17 protein-coding genes and 1 pseudogene are annotated in these 17,897 nt (G+C 65.4%); 9 read left to right on the top strand and 9 right to left on the bottom strand.

What is annotated here, in order from left to right:
- Positions 1 to 125: 125 nt before the first annotated feature.
- Together K6T25_RS01975 and K6T25_RS01970 are read right to left on the bottom strand one after the other, a co-directional pair.
- On the bottom strand, positions 126 to 1,283 hold the full coding sequence (locus K6T25_RS01975; RefSeq protein WP_222916037.1) for a glycosyltransferase family 4 protein: 1,158 nt from the start codon (positions 1,281 to 1,283) through the stop codon (positions 126 to 128).
- Between the two features lie 26 nt (positions 1,284 to 1,309).
- A complete protein-coding gene (locus K6T25_RS01970) occupies positions 1,310 to 2,407 on the bottom strand; it encodes a glycosyltransferase family 4 protein (protein ID WP_222916035.1) in 1,098 nt (365 codons plus the stop codon).
- A 134-nt stretch (positions 2,408 to 2,541) separates the two neighbouring features.
- Here K6T25_RS01970 and K6T25_RS01965 point away from each other — a divergent pair, with 134 nt between their 5' ends.
- Together K6T25_RS01965 and K6T25_RS01960 are read left to right on the top strand one after the other, a co-directional pair.
- Positions 2,542 to 3,552 (top strand): sugar phosphate nucleotidyltransferase, encoded by a 1,011-nt coding sequence (locus K6T25_RS01965; protein ID WP_222916033.1) that lies wholly within the window; start codon positions 2,542 to 2,544, stop codon positions 3,550 to 3,552.
- Positions 3,549 to 4,496: an NAD-dependent epimerase/dehydratase family protein gene (locus K6T25_RS01960; RefSeq protein WP_222916031.1), complete on the top strand. Its 948-nt coding sequence runs from the start codon at positions 3,549 to 3,551 to the stop codon at positions 4,494 to 4,496. The genes K6T25_RS01965 and K6T25_RS01960 overlap by 4 nt, the downstream gene beginning before the upstream one ends.
- Here the strand turns inward: K6T25_RS01960 and K6T25_RS01955 are convergent.
- Both K6T25_RS01955 and K6T25_RS01950 read right to left on the bottom strand, forming a co-directional pair.
- Positions 4,493 to 6,076, bottom strand: a complete 1,584-nt coding sequence (locus K6T25_RS01955; RefSeq protein ID WP_222916029.1) for an ArnT family glycosyltransferase — start codon at positions 6,074 to 6,076, stop codon at positions 4,493 to 4,495. The two genes, K6T25_RS01960 and K6T25_RS01955, sit on opposite strands and share 4 nt — an antisense overlap.
- The gene (locus K6T25_RS01950; RefSeq protein WP_222916027.1) at positions 6,076 to 7,845 is read right to left on the bottom strand and encodes a flippase-like domain-containing protein; all 1,770 of its coding nucleotides are present in this window, start codon (positions 7,843 to 7,845) and stop codon (positions 6,076 to 6,078) included. The genes K6T25_RS01955 and K6T25_RS01950 overlap by 1 nt, the downstream gene beginning before the upstream one ends.
- Before the next feature lie 91 nt (positions 7,846 to 7,936).
- Between K6T25_RS01950 and K6T25_RS01945 the strand changes: the two genes are divergently transcribed.
- The 3 genes from K6T25_RS01945 to aglM are packed head-to-tail and all read left to right on the top strand — an operon-like array spanning position 7,937 to position 11,509.
- Positions 7,937 to 9,061 carry an NAD-dependent epimerase/dehydratase family protein gene (locus tag K6T25_RS01945; protein WP_222916025.1) on the top strand — a complete coding sequence of 375 codons (1,125 nt, stop codon included), beginning with the start codon at positions 7,937 to 7,939 and terminating at the stop codon, positions 9,059 to 9,061.
- A 44-nt stretch (positions 9,062 to 9,105) separates the two neighbouring features.
- Complete coding sequence (locus K6T25_RS01940; RefSeq protein WP_222916023.1) at positions 9,106 to 10,161, top strand: NAD-dependent epimerase/dehydratase family protein; 1,056 nt, start codon at positions 9,106 to 9,108, stop codon at positions 10,159 to 10,161.
- 40 nt (positions 10,162 to 10,201) lie between these two features.
- Positions 10,202 to 11,509: a UDP-glucose 6-dehydrogenase AglM gene (gene aglM, locus K6T25_RS01935; protein ID WP_222916021.1), complete on the top strand. Its 1,308-nt coding sequence runs from the start codon at positions 10,202 to 10,204 to the stop codon at positions 11,507 to 11,509.
- A 54-nt stretch (positions 11,510 to 11,563) separates the two neighbouring features.
- Here aglM and K6T25_RS01930 read toward each other — a convergent pair whose 3' ends face one another.
- Positions 11,564 to 12,196: an IS6 family transposase gene (locus tag K6T25_RS01930; protein WP_222916019.1), complete on the bottom strand. Its 633-nt coding sequence runs from the start codon at positions 12,194 to 12,196 to the stop codon at positions 11,564 to 11,566.
- A 49-nt stretch (positions 12,197 to 12,245) separates the two neighbouring features.
- Positions 12,246 to 12,785 (bottom strand): annotated as a pseudogene (locus tag K6T25_RS01925) (3-hydroxyacyl-CoA dehydrogenase NAD-binding domain-containing protein); the annotation flags it as partial.
- A gap of 182 nt (positions 12,786 to 12,967) precedes the next feature.
- Between K6T25_RS01925 and K6T25_RS01920 the strand changes: the two are divergent.
- The 3 genes from K6T25_RS01920 to aglJ all read left to right on the top strand — a co-directional run bounded on the left by K6T25_RS01920 (position 12,968) and on the right by aglJ (position 16,006).
- Positions 12,968 to 13,777, top strand: coding sequence for a UTP--glucose-1-phosphate uridylyltransferase (locus K6T25_RS01920; RefSeq protein ID WP_240009221.1), 810 nt, complete (start codon positions 12,968 to 12,970; stop codon positions 13,775 to 13,777).
- Entirely contained in the window at positions 13,774 to 14,718 is a 945-nt protein-coding gene (locus tag K6T25_RS01915; RefSeq protein ID WP_222916015.1) for a UDP-glucuronic acid decarboxylase family protein, read from the top strand. Before K6T25_RS01920 ends, K6T25_RS01915 begins: the two co-directional genes overlap by 4 nt.
- A gap of 271 nt (positions 14,719 to 14,989) precedes the next feature.
- Complete coding sequence (gene aglJ, locus K6T25_RS01910; protein ID WP_222916014.1) at positions 14,990 to 16,006, top strand: S-layer glycoprotein N-glycosyltransferase AglJ; 1,017 nt, start codon at positions 14,990 to 14,992, stop codon at positions 16,004 to 16,006.
- Here aglJ and K6T25_RS01905 read toward each other — a convergent pair.
- On the bottom strand, positions 15,968 to 16,294 hold the full coding sequence (locus K6T25_RS01905) for a DUF5789 family protein (protein WP_222916012.1): 327 nt from the start codon (positions 16,292 to 16,294) through the stop codon (positions 15,968 to 15,970). The two genes, aglJ and K6T25_RS01905, sit on opposite strands and share 39 nt — an antisense overlap.
- 133 nt (positions 16,295 to 16,427) lie before the next feature.
- On the opposite strand from K6T25_RS01905, the gene K6T25_RS01900 reads away from it, so the two are divergent.
- Entirely contained in the window at positions 16,428 to 16,637 is a 210-nt protein-coding gene (locus K6T25_RS01900; RefSeq protein WP_222916011.1) for a ribbon-helix-helix domain-containing protein, read from the top strand.
- Positions 16,638 to 16,713: 76 nt separating this feature from the next.
- Here K6T25_RS01900 and K6T25_RS01895 read toward each other — a convergent pair whose 3' ends face one another.
- Entirely contained in the window at positions 16,714 to 17,205 is a 492-nt protein-coding gene (locus tag K6T25_RS01895; RefSeq protein WP_222916009.1) for a JAB/MPN domain protein-containing protein, read from the bottom strand.
- Positions 17,206 to 17,215: 10 nt separating this feature from the next.
- Complete coding sequence (locus K6T25_RS01890) at positions 17,216 to 17,896, bottom strand: hypothetical protein (protein ID WP_222916008.1); 681 nt, start codon at positions 17,894 to 17,896, stop codon at positions 17,216 to 17,218.
- Between the last annotated feature and the right edge of the window lies 1 nt (position 17,897).

Genomic DNA, 17,897 nt, shown 5'->3' with positions numbered 1-17,897 from the left:
ATTCGATTTCGCAGATGGTTTCATGTGTTGTTTGACCTGCTCCAGTTGGGGTTGCGTACTCCGGGTGGGTGATGGGCGCGGTTAATAATTTCCACTTCCGTACCAACCGTCTGAGTACGGCAGAGCTAGTCTTTCGTTCCCACCATCTCTCGATACGCCCTCCACACCCGTTCACCGTAGTCCGCCCACGTGTACTCGCGCTCCACCAGCGCCCGCCCGTTCTCACCGAGCCGACGCCGCAGGTCTGCGTCCGCACACAATCGCGCCATTGCGTCGGCCAGCGCCTCGGGGTCCCGAATCGGCACCCAAAACCCGTGCTCACCGTCCGTGCCGACCCACCCCGAGTGCGACGTCGTCACCACGGGCAGTGCCCAGGCCATCGCCTCGTAGGTGACGCGGGCGCTCCCCTCCTCGAGCGTCGGGAGGACGAGCGCGGACGCCTCCCGATACAGCGCGGCCATGTCGTCGACCCAACCCTCGAAGCGGATCGAGTCGTCGGCGTACTCGGCAACGATGTCGGCCACCGCGTCGTCGATGCGGCCCGCAACGACGAGTTCCGCGTCCGGATGCTCGAGTTGTTTCCACGCCGGCAAGAGATACTGGATCCCTTTTCGGAGTGAGACGTGGCCGACGAAGAGGAACGTCACCGTGTCCTCGCCGCCGCGAGTCGGCGGCTCGAAGTCGACGTCAGTCCCGAACGGAATCCGAACCAGTTTCTCCGCGTCGACCCCCTGGTCCCGGAACGACTCGACTGTGAACTCGGAGGGCGTGACGACGTAGTCGGCCGCCACGTATTCCTGCTCTTCGCGTTCGACGTGGCGCTCGGAGATGGGCTGACCGGTCGCGCCGAACCGCTCGTACTCCGCTCGGAGGAGCTCCCGCTGGGTCCGGATGTGGGTCGAACTCCGTTCCACTGCGGTGGTGTACCCGAGGTCGTTCGCCCGCCGTAGCGAGTCTCGGCAGGCCCCGGCGAAGCCCAGAAACAGGCCGTTAGCGGCGCGTTCGGCCCGGAGATTGCGGGCGACCGCGCGGTCGAACAGGTACGCCCCCCAGCGCTGGAACGGTCGGTTGAGCCCCGTGAAACCGACGAGTCGGTCAGGCCACGGCACCTGATGACCGACTTGCTCGACGAGGAACGGATGCCGAATCGTGCGTACCGTCGCCTGGCCGCTGTCGGTCGAGCGCACGAACGCGGGCTCGCTCGTGAACACCACGACGTCGCCGCCGCGGTCCGCCACCGCCTCGGCGATCCGGAAGGCCCAGAAGGTCCCGGGAACGGACACGGTGAGCCTGAGCGGCGACATTCCGGTCACGACTGGTAGGCCGCGAGGTGGTTTGTCACGCAGTCCTCCCACGCGAACTGTTCGGCGACGAACGACATGGCGTTCGACGAGAACTCCCGATACCGCGCGTCGTCGTCGCGAAGGTTTGCTATGCACTCGGCGATCTCGTCCGGTGACCGCTCGTCGACGAGAAAGCCCGTCTCCCCGTCGACGAGCGCCTCCGGGACGCCGCCGCTCCGTGTCCCGATGACCGGCAGTCCGAACTGCTGGGCCTCAAGGAAGACCAGCCCTAACCCCTCGACGTCGCCCTCGTCGCGGAGGTACACCGACGGCATGCAGAAGGCGTCGGCGCGCCGATACACGTGCGGAAGGCTGTCGTGGTCGATCTCGCCGAGGAAGGCGATCCGGTCCGCGGCGTGGTCGGGAACCTGGGCCTCGAGCGACGCACGCTCTGGGCCGTCGCCGACGATCCACAGCGCGATGTCGTCACACGCTGCGACCCCAGCGACGAGATCGTCGATTCCCTTCCGTTCGACCAGGCGGGCCACCGTCACGACGACGAACTCCGCGTGGGGAAGGTCCCGGTCGGCGAGCGGGTCAGGTCCCGGGTCGTCGGGGAAGACCGGTGCGCCGGGGTAGATCCGACGGCTGGCGAAGGCCGTGTCGTAGGTGTCGTGGGTCTTCTCCCGCGTGGAGTCGCTGAAGAACAGCACCTCGTCGAGCGAGGCGAAGATGAACCTGTGGACGGGACCGAGAATCGGGTGGTCGGCGACGCTGATGGCGTCGAGACCGTACACTGTGGCGTACGTGTTCACGGCGGGATTGATCCTGCCGTACAGCGCGGCAATGAGTCCCCCCGGATACAGCGTCAACGAGTGGAGGATGTCGAATTCGTGGTTGGTGGCCCATCTGAGCCCGGTTGCGAATTTTGCGGGCGTGTTCTCGCGGTCGACGCGGCGAATCGAGGCGCCGTCACGTCGCTTGTCCGCACCGGGGACGAACGCGAGCACCTCGACGTGGTCGACCTCGTCCGCGGCCGCGAGGTGAGAGACGTACTGGTCGGCGAACGTCTGGATTCCCCCCACCTCCGGCGGGAAGGCGTCGGTGACGATTCCGACTCGCATCTGCTGGTCACTTCTTGAACGGTGGGTAAATAGGTGACGAGTGACGGGACACGCGGCCGGCGTGGAGCGATCTGTCTGTCGCCCCGACGCCATTTTTGCGATGCTTTTTTACAAGGTCGAAGGGGAGAAAGGGTATGCGAGTCCTCATTCCGGCCGCCGGGCAAGGGACCCGGCTCTACCCCCAGACCCACACCAAACCGAAGGCGATGGTGCGCCTCGCCGGCCGGCCGATCCTCGGCCACATCCTCGACAGCGTCGCCGAGACGGACGTCGACGAGGTCATCCTCGTCGTCGGCGGCCCGATGCAGGACCAGATCACCGAGTACGCCGTCGAGGAGTACGGTGGCCGCTTCGACTTCGAGTTCGTCGAACAGGAGGCCGCGGAGGGCCTCGGACACAGCGTGTATCAGGCCCGGCACGTCGCCGCGGACGAACCGGTGTTCATCGCACTCGGCGACATGCTCTTCGAGAACGGCTACGAGCAGTTCCTGGAGGCTCACAGATCCCTTGGAGACGTTGACGGCAGTCTCGGTGTCAAGCGCGTAGACGACCCGCAGCACTACGGCGTCGCCGAACTCGGTAGCGACGACCATATTGTCGACCTCGTCGAGAAGCCCGACGACCCGCCGTCCGAGTACGCCATCAGCGGCGTGTACATCATCGAGGACAGCGAGAGCCTCTTCCAGGCGCTCGAACACCTCGTCGAGAAGGACATCCGGGGCGCCGGTGACGAGTACCAACTCACCGACGCGCTCAGCCGGATGGTCGACCAGGGGGCCGACCTCCACACCTTTGAAGTCGAGGACTGGTACGACTGCGGCCGCCCGGAGACGCTCCTCGAGGCGAATCGCGTGCTCCTCGCCGACCGCACGACGAGCGTCCCCGACGACCTGAAGGGCAGCGTCGTCGTTCCGCCCGTCGACATCGGTTCGGACGTCACCCTCGAGTCGAGCGTCGTCGGCCCGAACGTCAGTGTCGACGACGGGGCCAGCATCGAGAACTCCATCTTGAGCGACGCCATCTTGGGGGAGGGTGCCGCCGTCGAGACGGTGAACCTCGATGAGAGCATCATCGGCGACAACGCGACGGTCACCGGGGATGCGAACCAGCTGAACGTCGGCGACAACTCCAGCATCAACCTATGAGCCGCCCGCACGCCGTCGTAACCGGCGGCGCCGGCTTCCTCGGCAGCCACCTCGTGGACACGCTCCTCGACGACGGGTACCACGTCACCAGTCTCGACAACTACGGTAGCGGCCGGCCGGAGAACCTCGTGCATGTCGAGAGCGACCGCTTCGAGAGCCTGGAACATGACGTCCGCGACCCACTCCCCGATTTCGACCGTGTCGACGAGGTGTACCACATGGCCTCGCGCGCCAGTCCAGAGGACTTCGAGTCGCACGCGGTCGAAATCGCGCTGACGAACAGCGAGGGCACGCGAAACGCCATCGAATGTGCGCTCGACCACGACGCGACTGTCCTCCTCGCCTCCACCAGCGAGGTGTACGGCGACCCAGAAGTCCACCCCCAGCATGAGGATTACAACGGAAGCGTCAACGTCCGCGGTCCGCGAACGCCCTACGACGAAAGCAAGCGCTTCGGCGAGGCACTCGCCGTCGCCTACGACCAGCAGTACGAGGTCGACGTCCGCACCGTCCGCATCTTCAACACGTACGGCCCGCGGATGCGACCCGACGACGGTCGGGTCATTCCGAACTTCCTCTCACAGGCGCTCCACGGCGATGACCTGACGGTGTACGGGGACGGCACGCAAACCCGCTCCTTTTGCTACGTCGACGACCTCATCGGGGGCATCCGGGCCGTCGCGACAGCAGACCGTTCGGCGGCAGCCGGCGAGGTGTTCAACGTCGGCAACACGGACGAGATGGAGATCCGCGAACTCGCGGAGGTCGTCCTGGACGTTGTGGACACGGAGAGCGGCATCACACATGAACCACTCCCCGAGGACGATCCGCAGGTCCGCCGCCCGGACATCTCGAAGATCACGGCCGAATTCGACTGGGAACCCGCGGTTCCCCTCCGCGAGGGGCTCAGCCGGACGGTCGCCGACTACCGCGAGCTGCTCTAGGCCGTACCGTTCAGCCGATAGATCACGAGGCCCCGGTCGTTGAGGTACATCGAGAACTTCGAGTCCGACTGGACGAAAGCGCCCACGGCGGCCATCACCGTCAGGTCATACGACTCCGTCCGGTGGACGACCGTCGCGTTCTCGGCCGGGAACGCCGCCCACGCGGGGTCCGGATAGACGACGTACACCGGCCCGGCGGAGCGACTTTCCGCTCGTCGTATCCGCTCCTCGTCCAGTCCAGGAACGCCGTATGGCGACACGTTCGCCAGCGGGAACTCGCCCCGGACGTACCACATGACTGGACGGCTGTATCCGCTCTCCACGAGAACCGTCGCGTTCTCGGGTACCTCGTCACCCACGAACTCGCCAGCGTCGGCCGCGACGTGGGATCCGCCGCCCTCAGCGGCCGAGAACTCCCCCGACAGTTCGAAGAGTACGACTGTCCCCGAGAGCGCCGACAGCACGACGACGGCAACGAGGACGAGGTGGACCACCTGACGCGGCCGCGGGACGGCCGGGGCGAACCGCTCGGCGGTCACCGTTAGCCCGCGCGCCGCGAAGAGCGCCAGCGGCGGCATCAGGACCAGCGCGTAGTACTGGTGGCCCTGCGGCGTCCGGTAGAACACAAACGCGCCGAACAGGAGGAGCCACCAGGTGAGTGGTGAGGGACCCGCGTGGGCCCCGAGTCCCTGTCGCTGGAGCTCCCGTATCGACGCCGTGACGTCCTCCCAGACGCCGACCGCGGCACCGGCCAGCACGAGCGGTGTCGCTCCGAGGCTGAGGCCGATGGCGAGCAGGAGGCGGACGTTGGCGAACGGCGACGTCCGCGAGAACAGCTCGTGACGCCAGTCGGTGACGAAGGTGGTCGGGTTCAGCGAGTAGTTGAAGGCGAGCCAGGCGGCGACCGGAAGCAGAAAGACCGCGCTCGCGCCTATCAGGACGCCCGTTCGGTTGATCGTCTCGCGGTCGAATCGTCCATCGGCGACGAGCCACGCGATCACGACGCCGGCGAGGAGGAGGCTCGGCTGCTTCGCGGCGACCGCAGCCGCGAACAGACCGCCGCCAGCGACGAGCCACCGCGTCCCGTCGGCCCTGTCGTACCCTCTGACGATGGCCGCTAGCGACGCCGTGAGAAGGGCGGTCATCAGCATGTCCGTCTGCACGCGCCCGCCGTACAGCTGGACGAACGGGAGCACCGCGAGCAGTGCGGACCCGACGAGTGCCGTCCGGCGGTCGAACAGTTCGCGGCCGAGTGCGTAGGTCGCCACGATGAGTCCGCCGGTCGCGAGAATGCTTGGAAGGCGCGCGGCGACGACAGACGTTCCAAACGCGAGATACGACGCCGCGACCGTGTAGGGGAACAGCGGCGGGACGCTGTACACGTAGCGGCCGGCGTAGCGTGGGACGAGGGAGTGATCGAGGAAGCCGCGCGCGATCAGCGCGTAGTGTCCCTCGTTCCACCCCTGATGGAAGCCGAACCCCGACAGGGACGCGACGAGCACCCGGAACGCGACGAACCCCACGGCGAGGCCGACGACGAGTCGCGTCTCGCGCTCCAGCGAGCGCCACCGCTCCCACATCAGTTCTCACCTCCTCCGGCGTCTACCGCCGACGCCACGTCGGTGTCGGCGTCTGTTTCAGCGTCGCGTTCCCGGAAGTACGCTCGCGACCGGAACCCGATGTGTACCAGGCTGATCGCCCCGACCACGTAGACGAGGGCCACCCTGACGAAGTGGTCCACGAGCGCCAGGGCTGTTCCCTGACTCGACGGCAGGTCGAAGCCCGCTAGCACGGCCGTTATCGTCGCCTCGTAGGTCCCGATGCCGGCTGGGGTGGCCGGAACCGCCTGTGCCACGAAGGCCGCGATGCCGGCGGTCGCGGTGACCACCGGCCCGATGTCGACGCCGATCGCGATGGCGCTGAAGTAGATGGTGCTGACCTCGAACGCCCAGACCGGGACCGACAGGGCCGCCGCGAGCGTGAGCGCGAACGGATTCTTGACCGTCTGTTCGAGGGCGGCGACGAGGGCGGCGATGGCCTCGCCGGCAGCGGGGAACCGCTTTCCCAGCAACCGGGCCAGTTGCGGCTCGAACCTGTATAACACGAACAGCCCGAAGACGATGACGGCGGCGATGGCGAACGCGCCGCCCGCGAGCAGCCCCATCTCCGCCTCCGGGAGCAAGAACAGCGTGATCGCGACCATCCCGAATCCGAGGACGAGCATGTCCAGGGCGCGCTCGATCGCGACCATGCCGGTCGCGACGCCGAACGGGACGCCCTCCGTCGTCTTCAGTGCAAGCCCCCGCACCGCGTCGCCGACCCGAGCGGGGAGAATGAAGTTCACGAACCAGCCGCTCATGATGCACCTGAAGACTCCACCGCGACTCGCGAGGTGGCCCGAGGTCCGAAGTAACACCCGGTACCGCCACGTCCGGAACAGGAACGAGACGCCGTAGGCGCCCGCCGCAACGAGGAGCCACGCGGGTTGGGTGCCGGCGAGAATGCTGAACACCTCCTCGTAGCCCGACAGCGAGAACAGCCCCACGAGAATCAGCACGCCGAGGAGGCTGGCGCCAACCATCCGGAGCGGGCTGCCCGTCGAGACTGCGTCCCAGAGGTCCGACAGCGCGACGGCGTTGCCGATGACGAACATGTGGAGCAGTCGCTTGAGGTACAGCGGCCCCTTCCGCGTCGCGTCGAGTTTGCTGACGCCGGCGTCGCGGCTGCACCAGGAGACGGGCACCTCCGTACTCCGGAACCCCTCGATGTGGGCCCGGAGCGGCAGTTCGGCAGTCAGGTCGAAGCTCTCCGAGACGAGCGTGTCGACGTCGACGGTCTCAACGACCTCCCTCCGGTACGCCGTGAACGCGTTCGTCACGTCCTTCGAGCGGACGCCGAACAGCAGGCGGATGCAGTTGTTGAACGCCCGGTTGTACAGGAGCTTTATCCGGGGATACCCATCGACGGACCCGCCCTCGGTGAAGCGGGAGCCGTAGGCCACGTCGTACCCGTCTTCGATGGCGGCGACGAGTTTCGGAATGTCCGCAGGATCGTCCGACAGGTCGCCCATGAATGGGATGAGGACGTCGCCGCGGGCCTTCGTCAGGCCGGCCTTGATCGCGTTTCCGAACCCACCGTCGGCGGTGCGGTGGAGGACGCGGACGCCGGGATGTTCTTGGGCTAGACGGTCACAGATGGTGGGCGTCTCGTCCGTGCTGTTGTCGTCGACGAGGAGCAGTTCGTACTCGTGCTCGAACGACGGCGCGTCGAGGACGGCTGTCACCGCCTCGACGAGGCGTTCGACGTTCCCCGCCTCGTTGTGCGCGGGGACGACGACCGAAATCTCCATCACTCCTCTATGTACCGAAGGGCCTCAAAACAGTTCCCACTCGCGAGGGCCAAACCGACCTTTTTTCTTCGGTCTCCACGGTTGTCCCACCATGACCAGCGTTCTCGTCACCGGCGGCGCGGGCTTCGTCGGCAGCCACATCGTTGACGAATACGTCGACGCCGGCTACGATGTGACCGTCGTCGACAACCTCACCGACCAGGTGCACGACGACGAACCAGACTACCTCAACGACGACGCCGAGTACGTCTGGGGCGACGTCCGCGACCGCGAGTTGATGGCGGACCTGCTCGCGGACGCCGACGTCCTCAACCACCAGGCAAGCGCCGTCGGCGTCGGCCAGTCGATGTACGAGATAGAGAAGTACGTGGACGTGAACACCCTCGGCACGGCGCGCATCCTCGACGTCATCGTCAACGAGGACGTCGACCTCAAGAAGATGGTCGTCGCCTCGTCGATGTCCATCTACGGCGAGGGCGAGTACCGCTGTCCCGACTGCGACGAGCGTCGCTACCCGTCGCTCCGTAGCGACGAACAGATGGCCCGCGGCAAGTGGGAGCACGTCTGCGAGGCGTGCGGGACCGACCTCGAACCCCTGCCCACGCCCGAGTCGAAGCCGCGGGACAGCACGTCGGTCTACGCAATCACGAAGAAGGACCAGGAGGAACTCACGCTCTCCATCGGCCGGGCCTACGACATCCCGACTGTCGCGCTCCGCTACTACAACATCTTCGGCAGCCGACAGGCGCTCGACAACCCCTACACGGGCGTCTGCGCCATCTTCTCCTCGCGAATCAAGAACGGCAACCCCCCGCTGGTCTTCGAGGACGGTGAGCAGACCCGCGACTTCATCCACGTGAGTGACGTGGCACGGGCGAACCGCCTCGCGGTGGAGTCCGACGCCGACGACGTCGCGGTGAACGTCGGCACCGGCGACCCGACGACCATCAACGAGGTGGCGGAGACCCTCATCGACCTCTACGGCCAGAGCGACGACCTCGCCCCCGAAATCGCGAACGACTACCGACAGGGCGACATTCGGCACTGCTACGCCGACACCGACCTGGCGAGCGGAGCCCTCGGCTTCGAAGCCGAGGTCGGATTCGAGGAGGGGATGCGGGAACTCGTCGAGTGGGGCCGCGAGCAGGAGGCCGAGGACCGCTTCGAGGAGGCCCACGCCGAACTCGAGGAGAAGGGCCTCGTCGGCGAGGACTGACGCGATTGGGGAAGGTCCATAACCCCCGATGCTGAAGTGAGTCCATGAGCAATCCAGACAGCGTCCTCGTCACCGGCGGCGCTGGCTTCGTCGGAAGCCACGCCGTAGAGTACTATGCCGAGCGGGGCGCGGACGTCACCGCGCTCGACAACCTGAGTCGCGTCGAGACGCTCGAGACGGCCGACGAGAGCCGGAACACCGCGGCCTACAACTGGGAGTACATCGCCGAGAACTACCCCGACGTCGATCGCGTGAAAGCCGACATTCGGGATGAGGGGCGCCTCGCGGAGGTCGTGGAGGGTCACGACGCCGTCGTCCACACTGCCGGCCAGGTCGCGGTAACTGCCTCGCTCGAGGACCCCCGAACGGACTTCGAGGTCAACGCCGAGGGGACGTTCAACGTCCTCGAAGCGGCCCGCAACGCGGACAGCGACCCTGCGGTCGTCATGGCCTCGACCAACAAGGTGTATGGCGACAACGTCAACGAGATTCCGGTCCGAGAGGAGGAGACGCGGTACTGGTACGACGACCCCGAGTACGACGGCGGCATCCCCGAGTCGCTGTCCATTGACGACTGCGAGCACACGCCCTACGGCGTCTCGAAACTCACGGGCGACCTATACGTGCAGGACTACGCCGACAGGGGCGCCGTCGACGCCGCCGCGTTCCGCATGTCCTGCATCTACGGGCCACGGCAGTTCGGCAACGAGGACCAGGGATGGGTCGCCCACTTCGCTATCTCGACGCTCCGGGACGAACCGCTGACAATCTTCGGCGACGGCAAGCAAGTCCGGGACGTCCTCTACGTGAAGGACCTGATCCGGGCTTACGACGCGTTCCTGTCGGACCCTGAGGGCAAGCCCGCGGTCTACAACGTGGGTGGCGGCCCCGAGAACACGACGAGTCTCCTTGAGTTCCTCGACCTCCTCGAGGACCAGACCGGCGAGCGCACGGACATTTCCTTCGACGAATGGCGCGAGGGCGACCAGAAGGTGTACGTCTCGGACATTTCCCGGGCCCGCGACGAACTCGACTGGGTGCCGCGGGTCGACTTCGAGACGGGGATGGAGCGGTTCGTTGACTGGTGGGAGTCGCGCTGAGAGCGGACCTCTTTTGAGAGCCGGCGACAAGAGTCCGACCATGCACCTCTCCGTCATCGGCTCCGGCTACGTCGGGACGACCGTCGCGGCCTGCTTCGCGGACCTGGGCCACGAGGTTGTCAACGTCGACGTGGACGAGTCCGTCGTCGACACCATCAACGCCGGGGAGGCCCCCATCCACGAGGAGGGGCTTCCCGAACTCGTCGCCGAACACGCCGGTCCCGGCGGAACCGGTCGCCTGCGGGCGACGACAGACTACCACGCCGTTCTGGACACCGACTGTACTTTCCTCTGTCTCCCGACACCGCAGAACGACGACGGCAGCATCGATCTCTCCATCATGGAGGCTGGCGCGGAATCTCTGGGTGGGATTCTCGCCAAGAAAGACGACCGCCACACCGTCGTCGTGAAGAGCACCGTCGTCCCCGGAACCACGGCCGAAACCATCGCCCCCATCGTCGCCGAGGAGTCGGGCAAGACACTCGGCGACGACCTCGGCGTTGGCATGAACCCCGAATTCCTGCGCGAGGGGACCGCCGTTGCAGACTTCCGGGACCCCGACAAGGTCGTCCTTGGCGCGAACGACGAGGCCACTCGGTCCGTGATGGGCGACGTGTTCGACCCGCTAATCGCGGCGGCCGACGACCCGGCGGTCGTCGAGACCGACACCACGACGGCGGAGATGGTCAAGTACGCCAACAACGGCTTCCTCGCCGCGAAGGTGTCGCTCATCAATGACATCGGGAACATCTGCAAGGAGTTCGGCGTCGATGCCTACGAGGTGGCGGACGCCATCGGTCTCGACGACCGCATCGGCGAGCGATTTCTCCGCTCGGGGCTCGGCTGGGGGGGTTCTTGTTTCCCCAAAGACGTCGCCGCCATCATCGCCGCCGCTCGCGAGGAGGGGTACGAACCACCGATGCTTTCCGCCGCCGTCGAGGTTAACGACCGCCAACCCGAACGCTTTCTATCCCTCCTCGACGACCACGTGGACGTTGCCGGCCTGCGCGTCGCCGTCCTCGGTCTCGCGTTCAAGCCCGGGACCGACGACGTGCGCAACTCCCGCGCTATCCCGGTGATCGAGGGGCTCCGCGAGCGTGGCGCTGACGTCGTGGCCTACGACCCGGTTGCCGCCGAGAACATACGCGATCACTTCCCCAACCTGGCGTACGCCGACTCGGCAGCCGCGGCCCTCGAGGGTGCCCACGCTTGCCTCGTCGTCACGGGATGGGACGAGTTCGGCGCCCTTGACGACGAGTTCGATGCGATGGCCGAACAGGTCGTCATCGACGGGCGCCGCGCGGTCGAGCCACGCGACAGGATGGACTACGAAGGGTTGACCTGGTAACCTGTCGACGCCGGCCAAAGAACTGCTGTACCCGAACCAAGCGTCGTGTTAAGTTTAGCATCGATTCCAGCAGACGGCGAAGGCTTGGAGCCACGATTCTGCCGTCGGTGGATCCACGTTGCTGAACGTATTTGAAAACGAATAGGTTCGCCGTTTTACCTCACGAAAGACACGGTCGACACTGTTCCGATTTCCGTGGCGAGTCATCTGAAATCGGAGCCCGAGCCGCTCCAACGCAGCTTTGAGATAGTGCGCTCCATTGACGAGGAACGTTGCTTGCTCAACCTGCTGTTTGTTACGGAGTTCACGAAGGAACAGCACGGTGAGTTGCGTGGTTCTCGTCTGAAACAGCCTGACATGGAGGAATTCGTTAGTCTCGGGATCAACGACGGCGTACAGCCAGCGACGTTCATCATTGATCCGAATCACCGTCTCGTCCACCGCGATCTGATTCGGAGCTCCGTCGCCAGTCGGCTGTAGATCTGCCTTCTGAATCCAGTTATGAATCGCGGTGCGACTCCGCTTGACACCCAACCTCTCAAGATACTGTTTGATATTCGAAAGCGACAGACCCGCAAGATGGAGCTGAATGCCGACTTCAATGATCTGCTCGGGTGTCCGCTCTCGCTCCACAAACTCCAAGTCAATCCAGTCGATATCTCCGCTGAGGCGGTCGAATTCGGCCATAACCATCCGAACCAACGACCGCCTCACTCCTAACTTAACACGGCCCGTCAGCACCGAGCACGACCTTATCAGGGGTAAGGAAGTCGTCGACAGCTGTCCTCTCCCGAAGGAACTCCGGGTTCATCCCGATACTGAAGCCGTCTCTAACCGTCTTCCCGCTGGTCTCCTCAATAGTAGGTCCAATAACATCGGCGGTCGATCCGGGGATTACCGTGCTCTTGACGACGACCGTATGTCGCTCGTCCTTGTTACCGAGAGTCGCCCCGAGTTGTTTGGCACCCGCCTCCATGATCGAAAGATCGATACTCCCGTCGTCGTGCTGGGGCGTTGGGAGACAAAGGAACGTGGCTGCCGTCGCCAAGACGGCGTCGTAGTCCGTGGTCGCACGCAGCCGGCCGGTGCCGTCCGGACCTGCGTGGCGGGCAACTAACTCAGGGAGCTTATCCTCGTGGATAGGTGCGTTCCCCTCGTTGATCGTGGCGACGATGTCCTCGTCGATATCCACGTTGATGATGTCGTGGCCCAAATTCGCGAAACACGCGGCGATCGTCGTCCCGACATACCCGCTCCCGATGACAGAAATCTGTATACATCCGTCTCTGCGGCGGGGTACAGGAATCATCTGGGTTTAGCTGTCCTATCGATGTGATCAAAGAAAAGACGGCTGTGAAAGAGCAGGTATTATGCCGTTGCTATCTGCAGGCGTATCCAGGTATGGATGTCTCTAAAGCAGTGATACCCGCTGCGGGATTCGGGACGCGATTCCTCCCCGTGACGAAGGCACAACCCAAGGAGATGATGCCGGTTCTCGACAAGCCGACGATCCAGTACGTCGTCGAGGAGGCGGTCGAGGCCGGGATCGACGACATTCTCATCATCACCGGTCGTGGGAAGCAAGCGATCGAACGGCACTTCGACAAGTCCTACGAACTCGAAGAGGAACTGGAAGCGGACGGGAAACTCGACCGGCTCGACCGCGTGCAGGACATCGCCGATCTGGCCGACATCCACTACGTTCGCCAGAAGGAGCGCAACGGACTCGGTGACGCGGTGATGTACGCGCGCAAGCACGTGGGAGACGAGCCGTTCGCGCTTCTTTTAGGAGATACGATCGTCGAGAACCAAATCCCCTGCACGCAGACGCTCATCGAGCAGGCCGAGAAGCACGAGTCCTCGACGATCTCGCTCGAGCGGGTCCCGTGGGAACAGGTTCCCTCCTACGGTGTCGCCGACATCGACGATTCGGTGTCGACCGGAGGCTCGTTTCCCGTACACGATTTCGTCGAGAAACCGCCACAGGCCGAAGCGCCGTCGAACCTCGCGATAACCGGTCGATACGTCCTCACCCCGGACGTGTTCGAGAAGCTCGCTGCGACAGAAATGGGTGTGGGTGGCGAACTCCAGCTAACTGACGCGATCCGGAAACTCGACACCGTCCGAGGCGTTGAACTTCAAGGCGACCGGTACGACATCGGAAACATTCCCAGTTGGCTTCAAGCCAATCTGGATATGGCGCTCCATCACGACGACGGTGAGATGCACGACGCTGTCCAAGAACTTCTGGCGGAGTACCGGGAATGAGTCGGATCCTCGTTACTGGTGCAGCGGGGTTCTTGGGTTCGCACCTGTGTGAGGCGCTACTTGAAGACGGCCACGAGGTCATCGGAATGGACAACGGCGTCAGCGGACGCAACCAGAACCTCGACGGCTTCATCTATCACGACGACTTCTCCTTTGTCGACCACGACGTTACGGAGTTCATCCACATCTCCGGGGAATTGGACGCGGTATTCCACCTTGCAAGTCTCGCCTCGCCTGTCTTCTATCGAGATTACCAGATCAAGACGCTGAAAGTCGGGGCGCTTGGCACGCACAAAACCCTCGGACTGGCAAAAGAGAAGGATGCGACGTACTTGTTCACGTCGACGAGTGAGGTGTACGGTGACCCCGAGGTAAATCCCCAGCCGGAGGACTACCGTGGTAACGTGGACTGCTACGGTCCTCGCTCCTGTTACGACGAATCGAAACGATACGGCGAGGCGCTCGTACGCGCGTACCGGGACGAACACGACATGGACGTGCGCGTCGCGCGTATCTTCAACACGTACGGACCCCGGATGCGACTGGACGACGGGCGAGTTATCCCCAACTTCGTCAAGCAAGCGTTGACCGGGCAGGATCTCACCGTGTACGGCGACGGCGAACAGACTCGGAGCTTCTGCTACGTCGACGACATGATCGATGGACTGCTTGCGCTGTACGAATCGGGTGTCGACGAACCGGTGAATATCGGTAACCCCGACGAACGAACGATCAACGAACTCGCCGAGGTGATCGTCGAATTAACCGAGAGTTCGAGCGGGATAACGAACGAACCGTTGCCCCCTCACGATCCGGAGGTTCGGCGACCGGACATCTCGAAAGCACGTTCCGAGATCGGGTGGGAACCGACCGTAGGGCTGCAGGATGGGCTGAAACGGTCGATCGAGTACTTCCAAGAGGAGATGGAAAACGCGGAATAGGAAAATCGGTGAGATCGACAGCAATCATCGAGTAGATCGGACAATAATCGTTTTATTTGTTTCTTTATCGGACGTGTGAGGTATCTTTAACAAAGCGCATAGATCTATCGGCCCTACGTTCCGATCGGCTTGCGGGCGAAAAACTCGGGTTCTTCGACGAACCATACATTGGAGTTCACATGAGGAGGGTATCACCACCTTTCACGGACTCTTTTGTGAGGACGGGTCGCTCCCGAAACCCCTAACTCGCCACCCACTCCACCCCACACACATGACCGGCGACGTCTGCGTACTCCTCCCCACCTACGACGAGGCCGCCACAGTCGCAGACGTCGTCACGGACTTCCGCGACCACGGCTTCACCAACATCCTCGTCATCGACGGCGGGTCCACGGACGACACCCGCGACTGCGCCCGCAAGGCGGGCGCGCGCGTCGAGATCCAGTCGGGCTCCGGAAAGGGCCAAGCGATCCGCGAGGCGGTCCGTGAGCACGTCACCACAGACTACGTCCTCATGGCCGACGCGGACGGCACCTACCGCGCGAGCGACGCCGACGCCATGCTCGAACCGCTCCGCGGCGGCACCGCCGAGCACGTCATCGGCGACCGCTTCGCCGACATGCACGACGACGCGATGACGGGCCTGAACCGCGTCGGCAACACGATATTCAACGGGCTGTTCTCGCTCATCCACCGCGAGGACTTCGGCGACATCCTCTCGGGGTACCGCGCGTTCACCGTCGACTCCTTCGAGCGCCTCCGCCTCTCGGCGGACGGCTTCGGTCTCGAGACGGAGCTGGCCGTCGAGTGCGCGCGCCACGGCGTCCGCACGACGGTCGTCCCGATCACGTACCTCCCGCGCCCGGACGGCTCGAACACGAACCTCCACCCGGTGCGCGACGGGGGGATCATCCTGATGGCGATCTACCGGCAGGCGAAGACCTCGAACCCGCTGTTCTACTTCGGGAGCGCGGGCGCGGTGTCCGGGGTCGCGGGCGCGATCATCGCGGCGTACGTCGCCTGGGACTGGTTCGCCAACGGCATCTCCCACAACGTCCTCGCGCTCGTCGCGGGCGTCGGGGTCATCCTGGGCGTGCAGCTGCTCATCTTCGGCGTGCTCTCGGATCTGCTCGTCACGCTCCACGGCGAGACGCTCGACCGGGTCGAGGCGCTCGAACGGGAGGTCGATTCCGCGGGCGCCGCGACGGCCGACGGGCCGACGGGCGACGACGCCACAGACACCTCAGACTCAGAAGGGCAGGATCGAGCGGACCCGCCCGAGCAGTGACCCCGCGCCGCTGCGCCGCCGGTCCTCGAAGATCGGATGGAGGCGATTGAGGAAGTCCCGTTCGGTCTCGAACCGCTCCTCGGGAAGCTCGCGGAGCACCTCCGCCAGATCCAGCGTGTTGCCCGCGCCGTCGTAGGGGACGCCGGTGTCCCCCATCGACGCGATCAGCTCCTCGGTCGTCGCCGGGAACCGTACGCCCGCTCGGTCGAGGCGCGCGTCCAGCGCCGCGATGCCGAACTCGATGGATTCGGGCTCGTCCGTGTCCCCCTGCGGCGGTCTGGCTGCCATTACGCCGTGTTGCCGCTCCGGGGACTAAAGCGGCGCGGACCCGTGTGCTGCGGCGAGGAGCCCTCCTCCCCCGGTCGCCGTCGCCGTCGTCGGCTCCGTCGCGCTTATCGGTCGCGCGCCCGTTCCCCGTGCCATGACCGACTACACCACCGTCTCCATCCCGAAGGACCTCGCCGAGCGCGTCGACGAGACGCTCGAGGGAACGAGCTTCTCGTCGACCTCCGATCTCGTGCGGTTTCTCCTCCGCAGCATCGTGATCCAACACCAGAAGCAGGGGTCGTTGTCCGAGGCACAGTTCGAGGAGATCACCGACCAACTCCGCGACCTCGGCTACCTAGAGTAGAGTCGCGGCTGCCGAGTCCCACGCCAGCCTCGGCCCATCCCGTCCCGTCGCGTCCCCGCTCACTCCTCGATCCTACTCAGTCCTCGACCCGCTCCTCCGGCGGGTGCGCGTCGACGACGACCAGCTCCCGCCGGCGTCCCCGTCGGTCGTACGCGGTCACGTTCCCGGAATCGTACGGCGGCACCGCCACCAGCACCGTGGCCGCGAGGTCGTCCTCCTCGGTGAGCCGGCGGTCGCCGCTCGGATGTGAGAGGAAGCGCGCGCGACCCGCGGGCCGCCCCAGATCCATCCCGAACACCGCCGAGACGGACCCGCCGGCCGACGGGAAATAGAAGTGCGTGAGCACGGGCGTCGACGGATCCAGGTCCGCGGGGGCGTCGACCAACTCGCCCGCGGCTGTCGCGTCGAGGACGACGTTCTCCGCCTCGGGGTCGGCGTCGGCCGCGCGCTCACACAACAGCGCGAGCAGATCGGCGGTGACGTGGACGGGCGCGGGGTCGGTGCGCGACGCGTCGTCCGGGTCGCTCACGGCGTCGGCGGCGCCGCCGCCGCCGGCTGGGGGGATCACGACGGACCGATCACCCGAGGAACTGCCCGATGGCCTTCGCGTACAGTCCCGGCGCGTTCCCGCGCGAGCTGTCGAGCGCGGCCGCGAGCTCGCGCCCGGCGTCCGCCATGACGCCGGCGCCGTGGCCGCACAGCACCCGCTCGGGGTCGAGCCCCGACAGCGCACGGCGCGGCGGGAACAGTCGGAGCATCGGGTGGACACCGAGCGTCTCCGCCCCCGTGCGCATGTACGAGGAGGCCCCGACGGACTCGGGGACGTACAGCGTGCCGCCGTCCTCGTCGTACAGGCCGACCTCCTGCCACGGCGGGATCGACGAATCGCGGACCGTGATCGCCTGCAACCCGCCGAGGTCGCGTCCGAACCGCTCGACGGGCGCGTCGAGCTTCGTGGCGACGCCGGTCATCCAGTCGGGCACGTACACGGGCACGTCGTGGCGGGTCGCGATCGCCGCCGCGTCGCGCTTGTGGCGGTCGAGACAGACCACGACTCCGGCGACTGCTCCCTCCAGGTCAGCCAGGAGGTCGTCGACGCCGTCGGCGTCCACCGGATCCAGTACCCACACCTCGTCGTCGACCGACAGGGCGTGGCTCGCGCGCTCCATCGTCTCGTCGGGGTAGGCGATCCAGCCGACGCCGCCGTCGAACTCGTCGATCACCGCGAGGTCGGCGTCGCCGGACCCTTTCATCGGCATG

Source organism: Halobaculum rubrum (genome assembly GCF_019880225.1).
Taxonomy (GTDB): domain Archaea; phylum Halobacteriota; class Halobacteria; order Halobacteriales; family Haloferacaceae; genus Halobaculum; species Halobaculum rubrum.
The sequence above is the reverse complement of the archived record's forward strand: the minus strand, read 5'-3'. Positions and strand labels throughout refer to the sequence as shown.

Bases quoted from the DNA above. Each gene is read 5' to 3' on its own strand.
- K6T25_RS01905 (WP_222916012.1), bottom strand. From the start codon at position 16,294: ATGGCAGCCAGACCGCCGCAGGGGGACACGGACGAGCCCGAATCCATC.
- K6T25_RS01915 (WP_222916015.1), top strand. From the start codon at position 13,774: ATGAGTCGGATCCTCGTTACTGGTGCAGCGGGGTTCTTGGGTTCGCAC.
- K6T25_RS01945 (WP_222916025.1), top strand. From the start codon at position 7,937: ATGACCAGCGTTCTCGTCACCGGCGGCGCGGGCTTCGTCGGCAGCCAC.
- K6T25_RS01970 (WP_222916035.1), bottom strand. From the start codon at position 2,407: ATGCGAGTCGGAATCGTCACCGACGCCTTCCCGCCGGAGGTGGGGGGA.
- K6T25_RS01940 (WP_222916023.1), top strand. From the start codon at position 9,106: ATGAGCAATCCAGACAGCGTCCTCGTCACCGGCGGCGCTGGCTTCGTC.
- K6T25_RS01955 (WP_222916029.1), bottom strand. From the start codon at position 6,076: ATGTGGGAGCGGTGGCGCTCGCTGGAGCGCGAGACGCGACTCGTCGTC.
- K6T25_RS01950 (WP_222916027.1), bottom strand. From the start codon at position 7,845: ATGGAGATTTCGGTCGTCGTCCCCGCGCACAACGAGGCGGGGAACGTC.
- K6T25_RS01965 (WP_222916033.1), top strand. From the start codon at position 2,542: ATGCGAGTCCTCATTCCGGCCGCCGGGCAAGGGACCCGGCTCTACCCC.
- K6T25_RS01930 (WP_222916019.1), bottom strand. From the start codon at position 12,196: ATGGCCGAATTCGACCGCCTCAGCGGAGATATCGACTGGATTGACTTG.
- aglM (WP_222916021.1), top strand. From the start codon at position 10,202: ATGCACCTCTCCGTCATCGGCTCCGGCTACGTCGGGACGACCGTCGCG.
- K6T25_RS01890 (WP_222916008.1), bottom strand. From the start codon at position 17,896: ATGCCGATGAAAGGGTCCGGCGACGCCGACCTCGCGGTGATCGACGAG.
- K6T25_RS01960 (WP_222916031.1), top strand. From the start codon at position 3,549: ATGAGCCGCCCGCACGCCGTCGTAACCGGCGGCGCCGGCTTCCTCGGC.
- K6T25_RS01900 (WP_222916011.1), top strand. From the start codon at position 16,428: ATGACCGACTACACCACCGTCTCCATCCCGAAGGACCTCGCCGAGCGC.
- aglJ (WP_222916014.1), top strand. From the start codon at position 14,990: ATGACCGGCGACGTCTGCGTACTCCTCCCCACCTACGACGAGGCCGCC.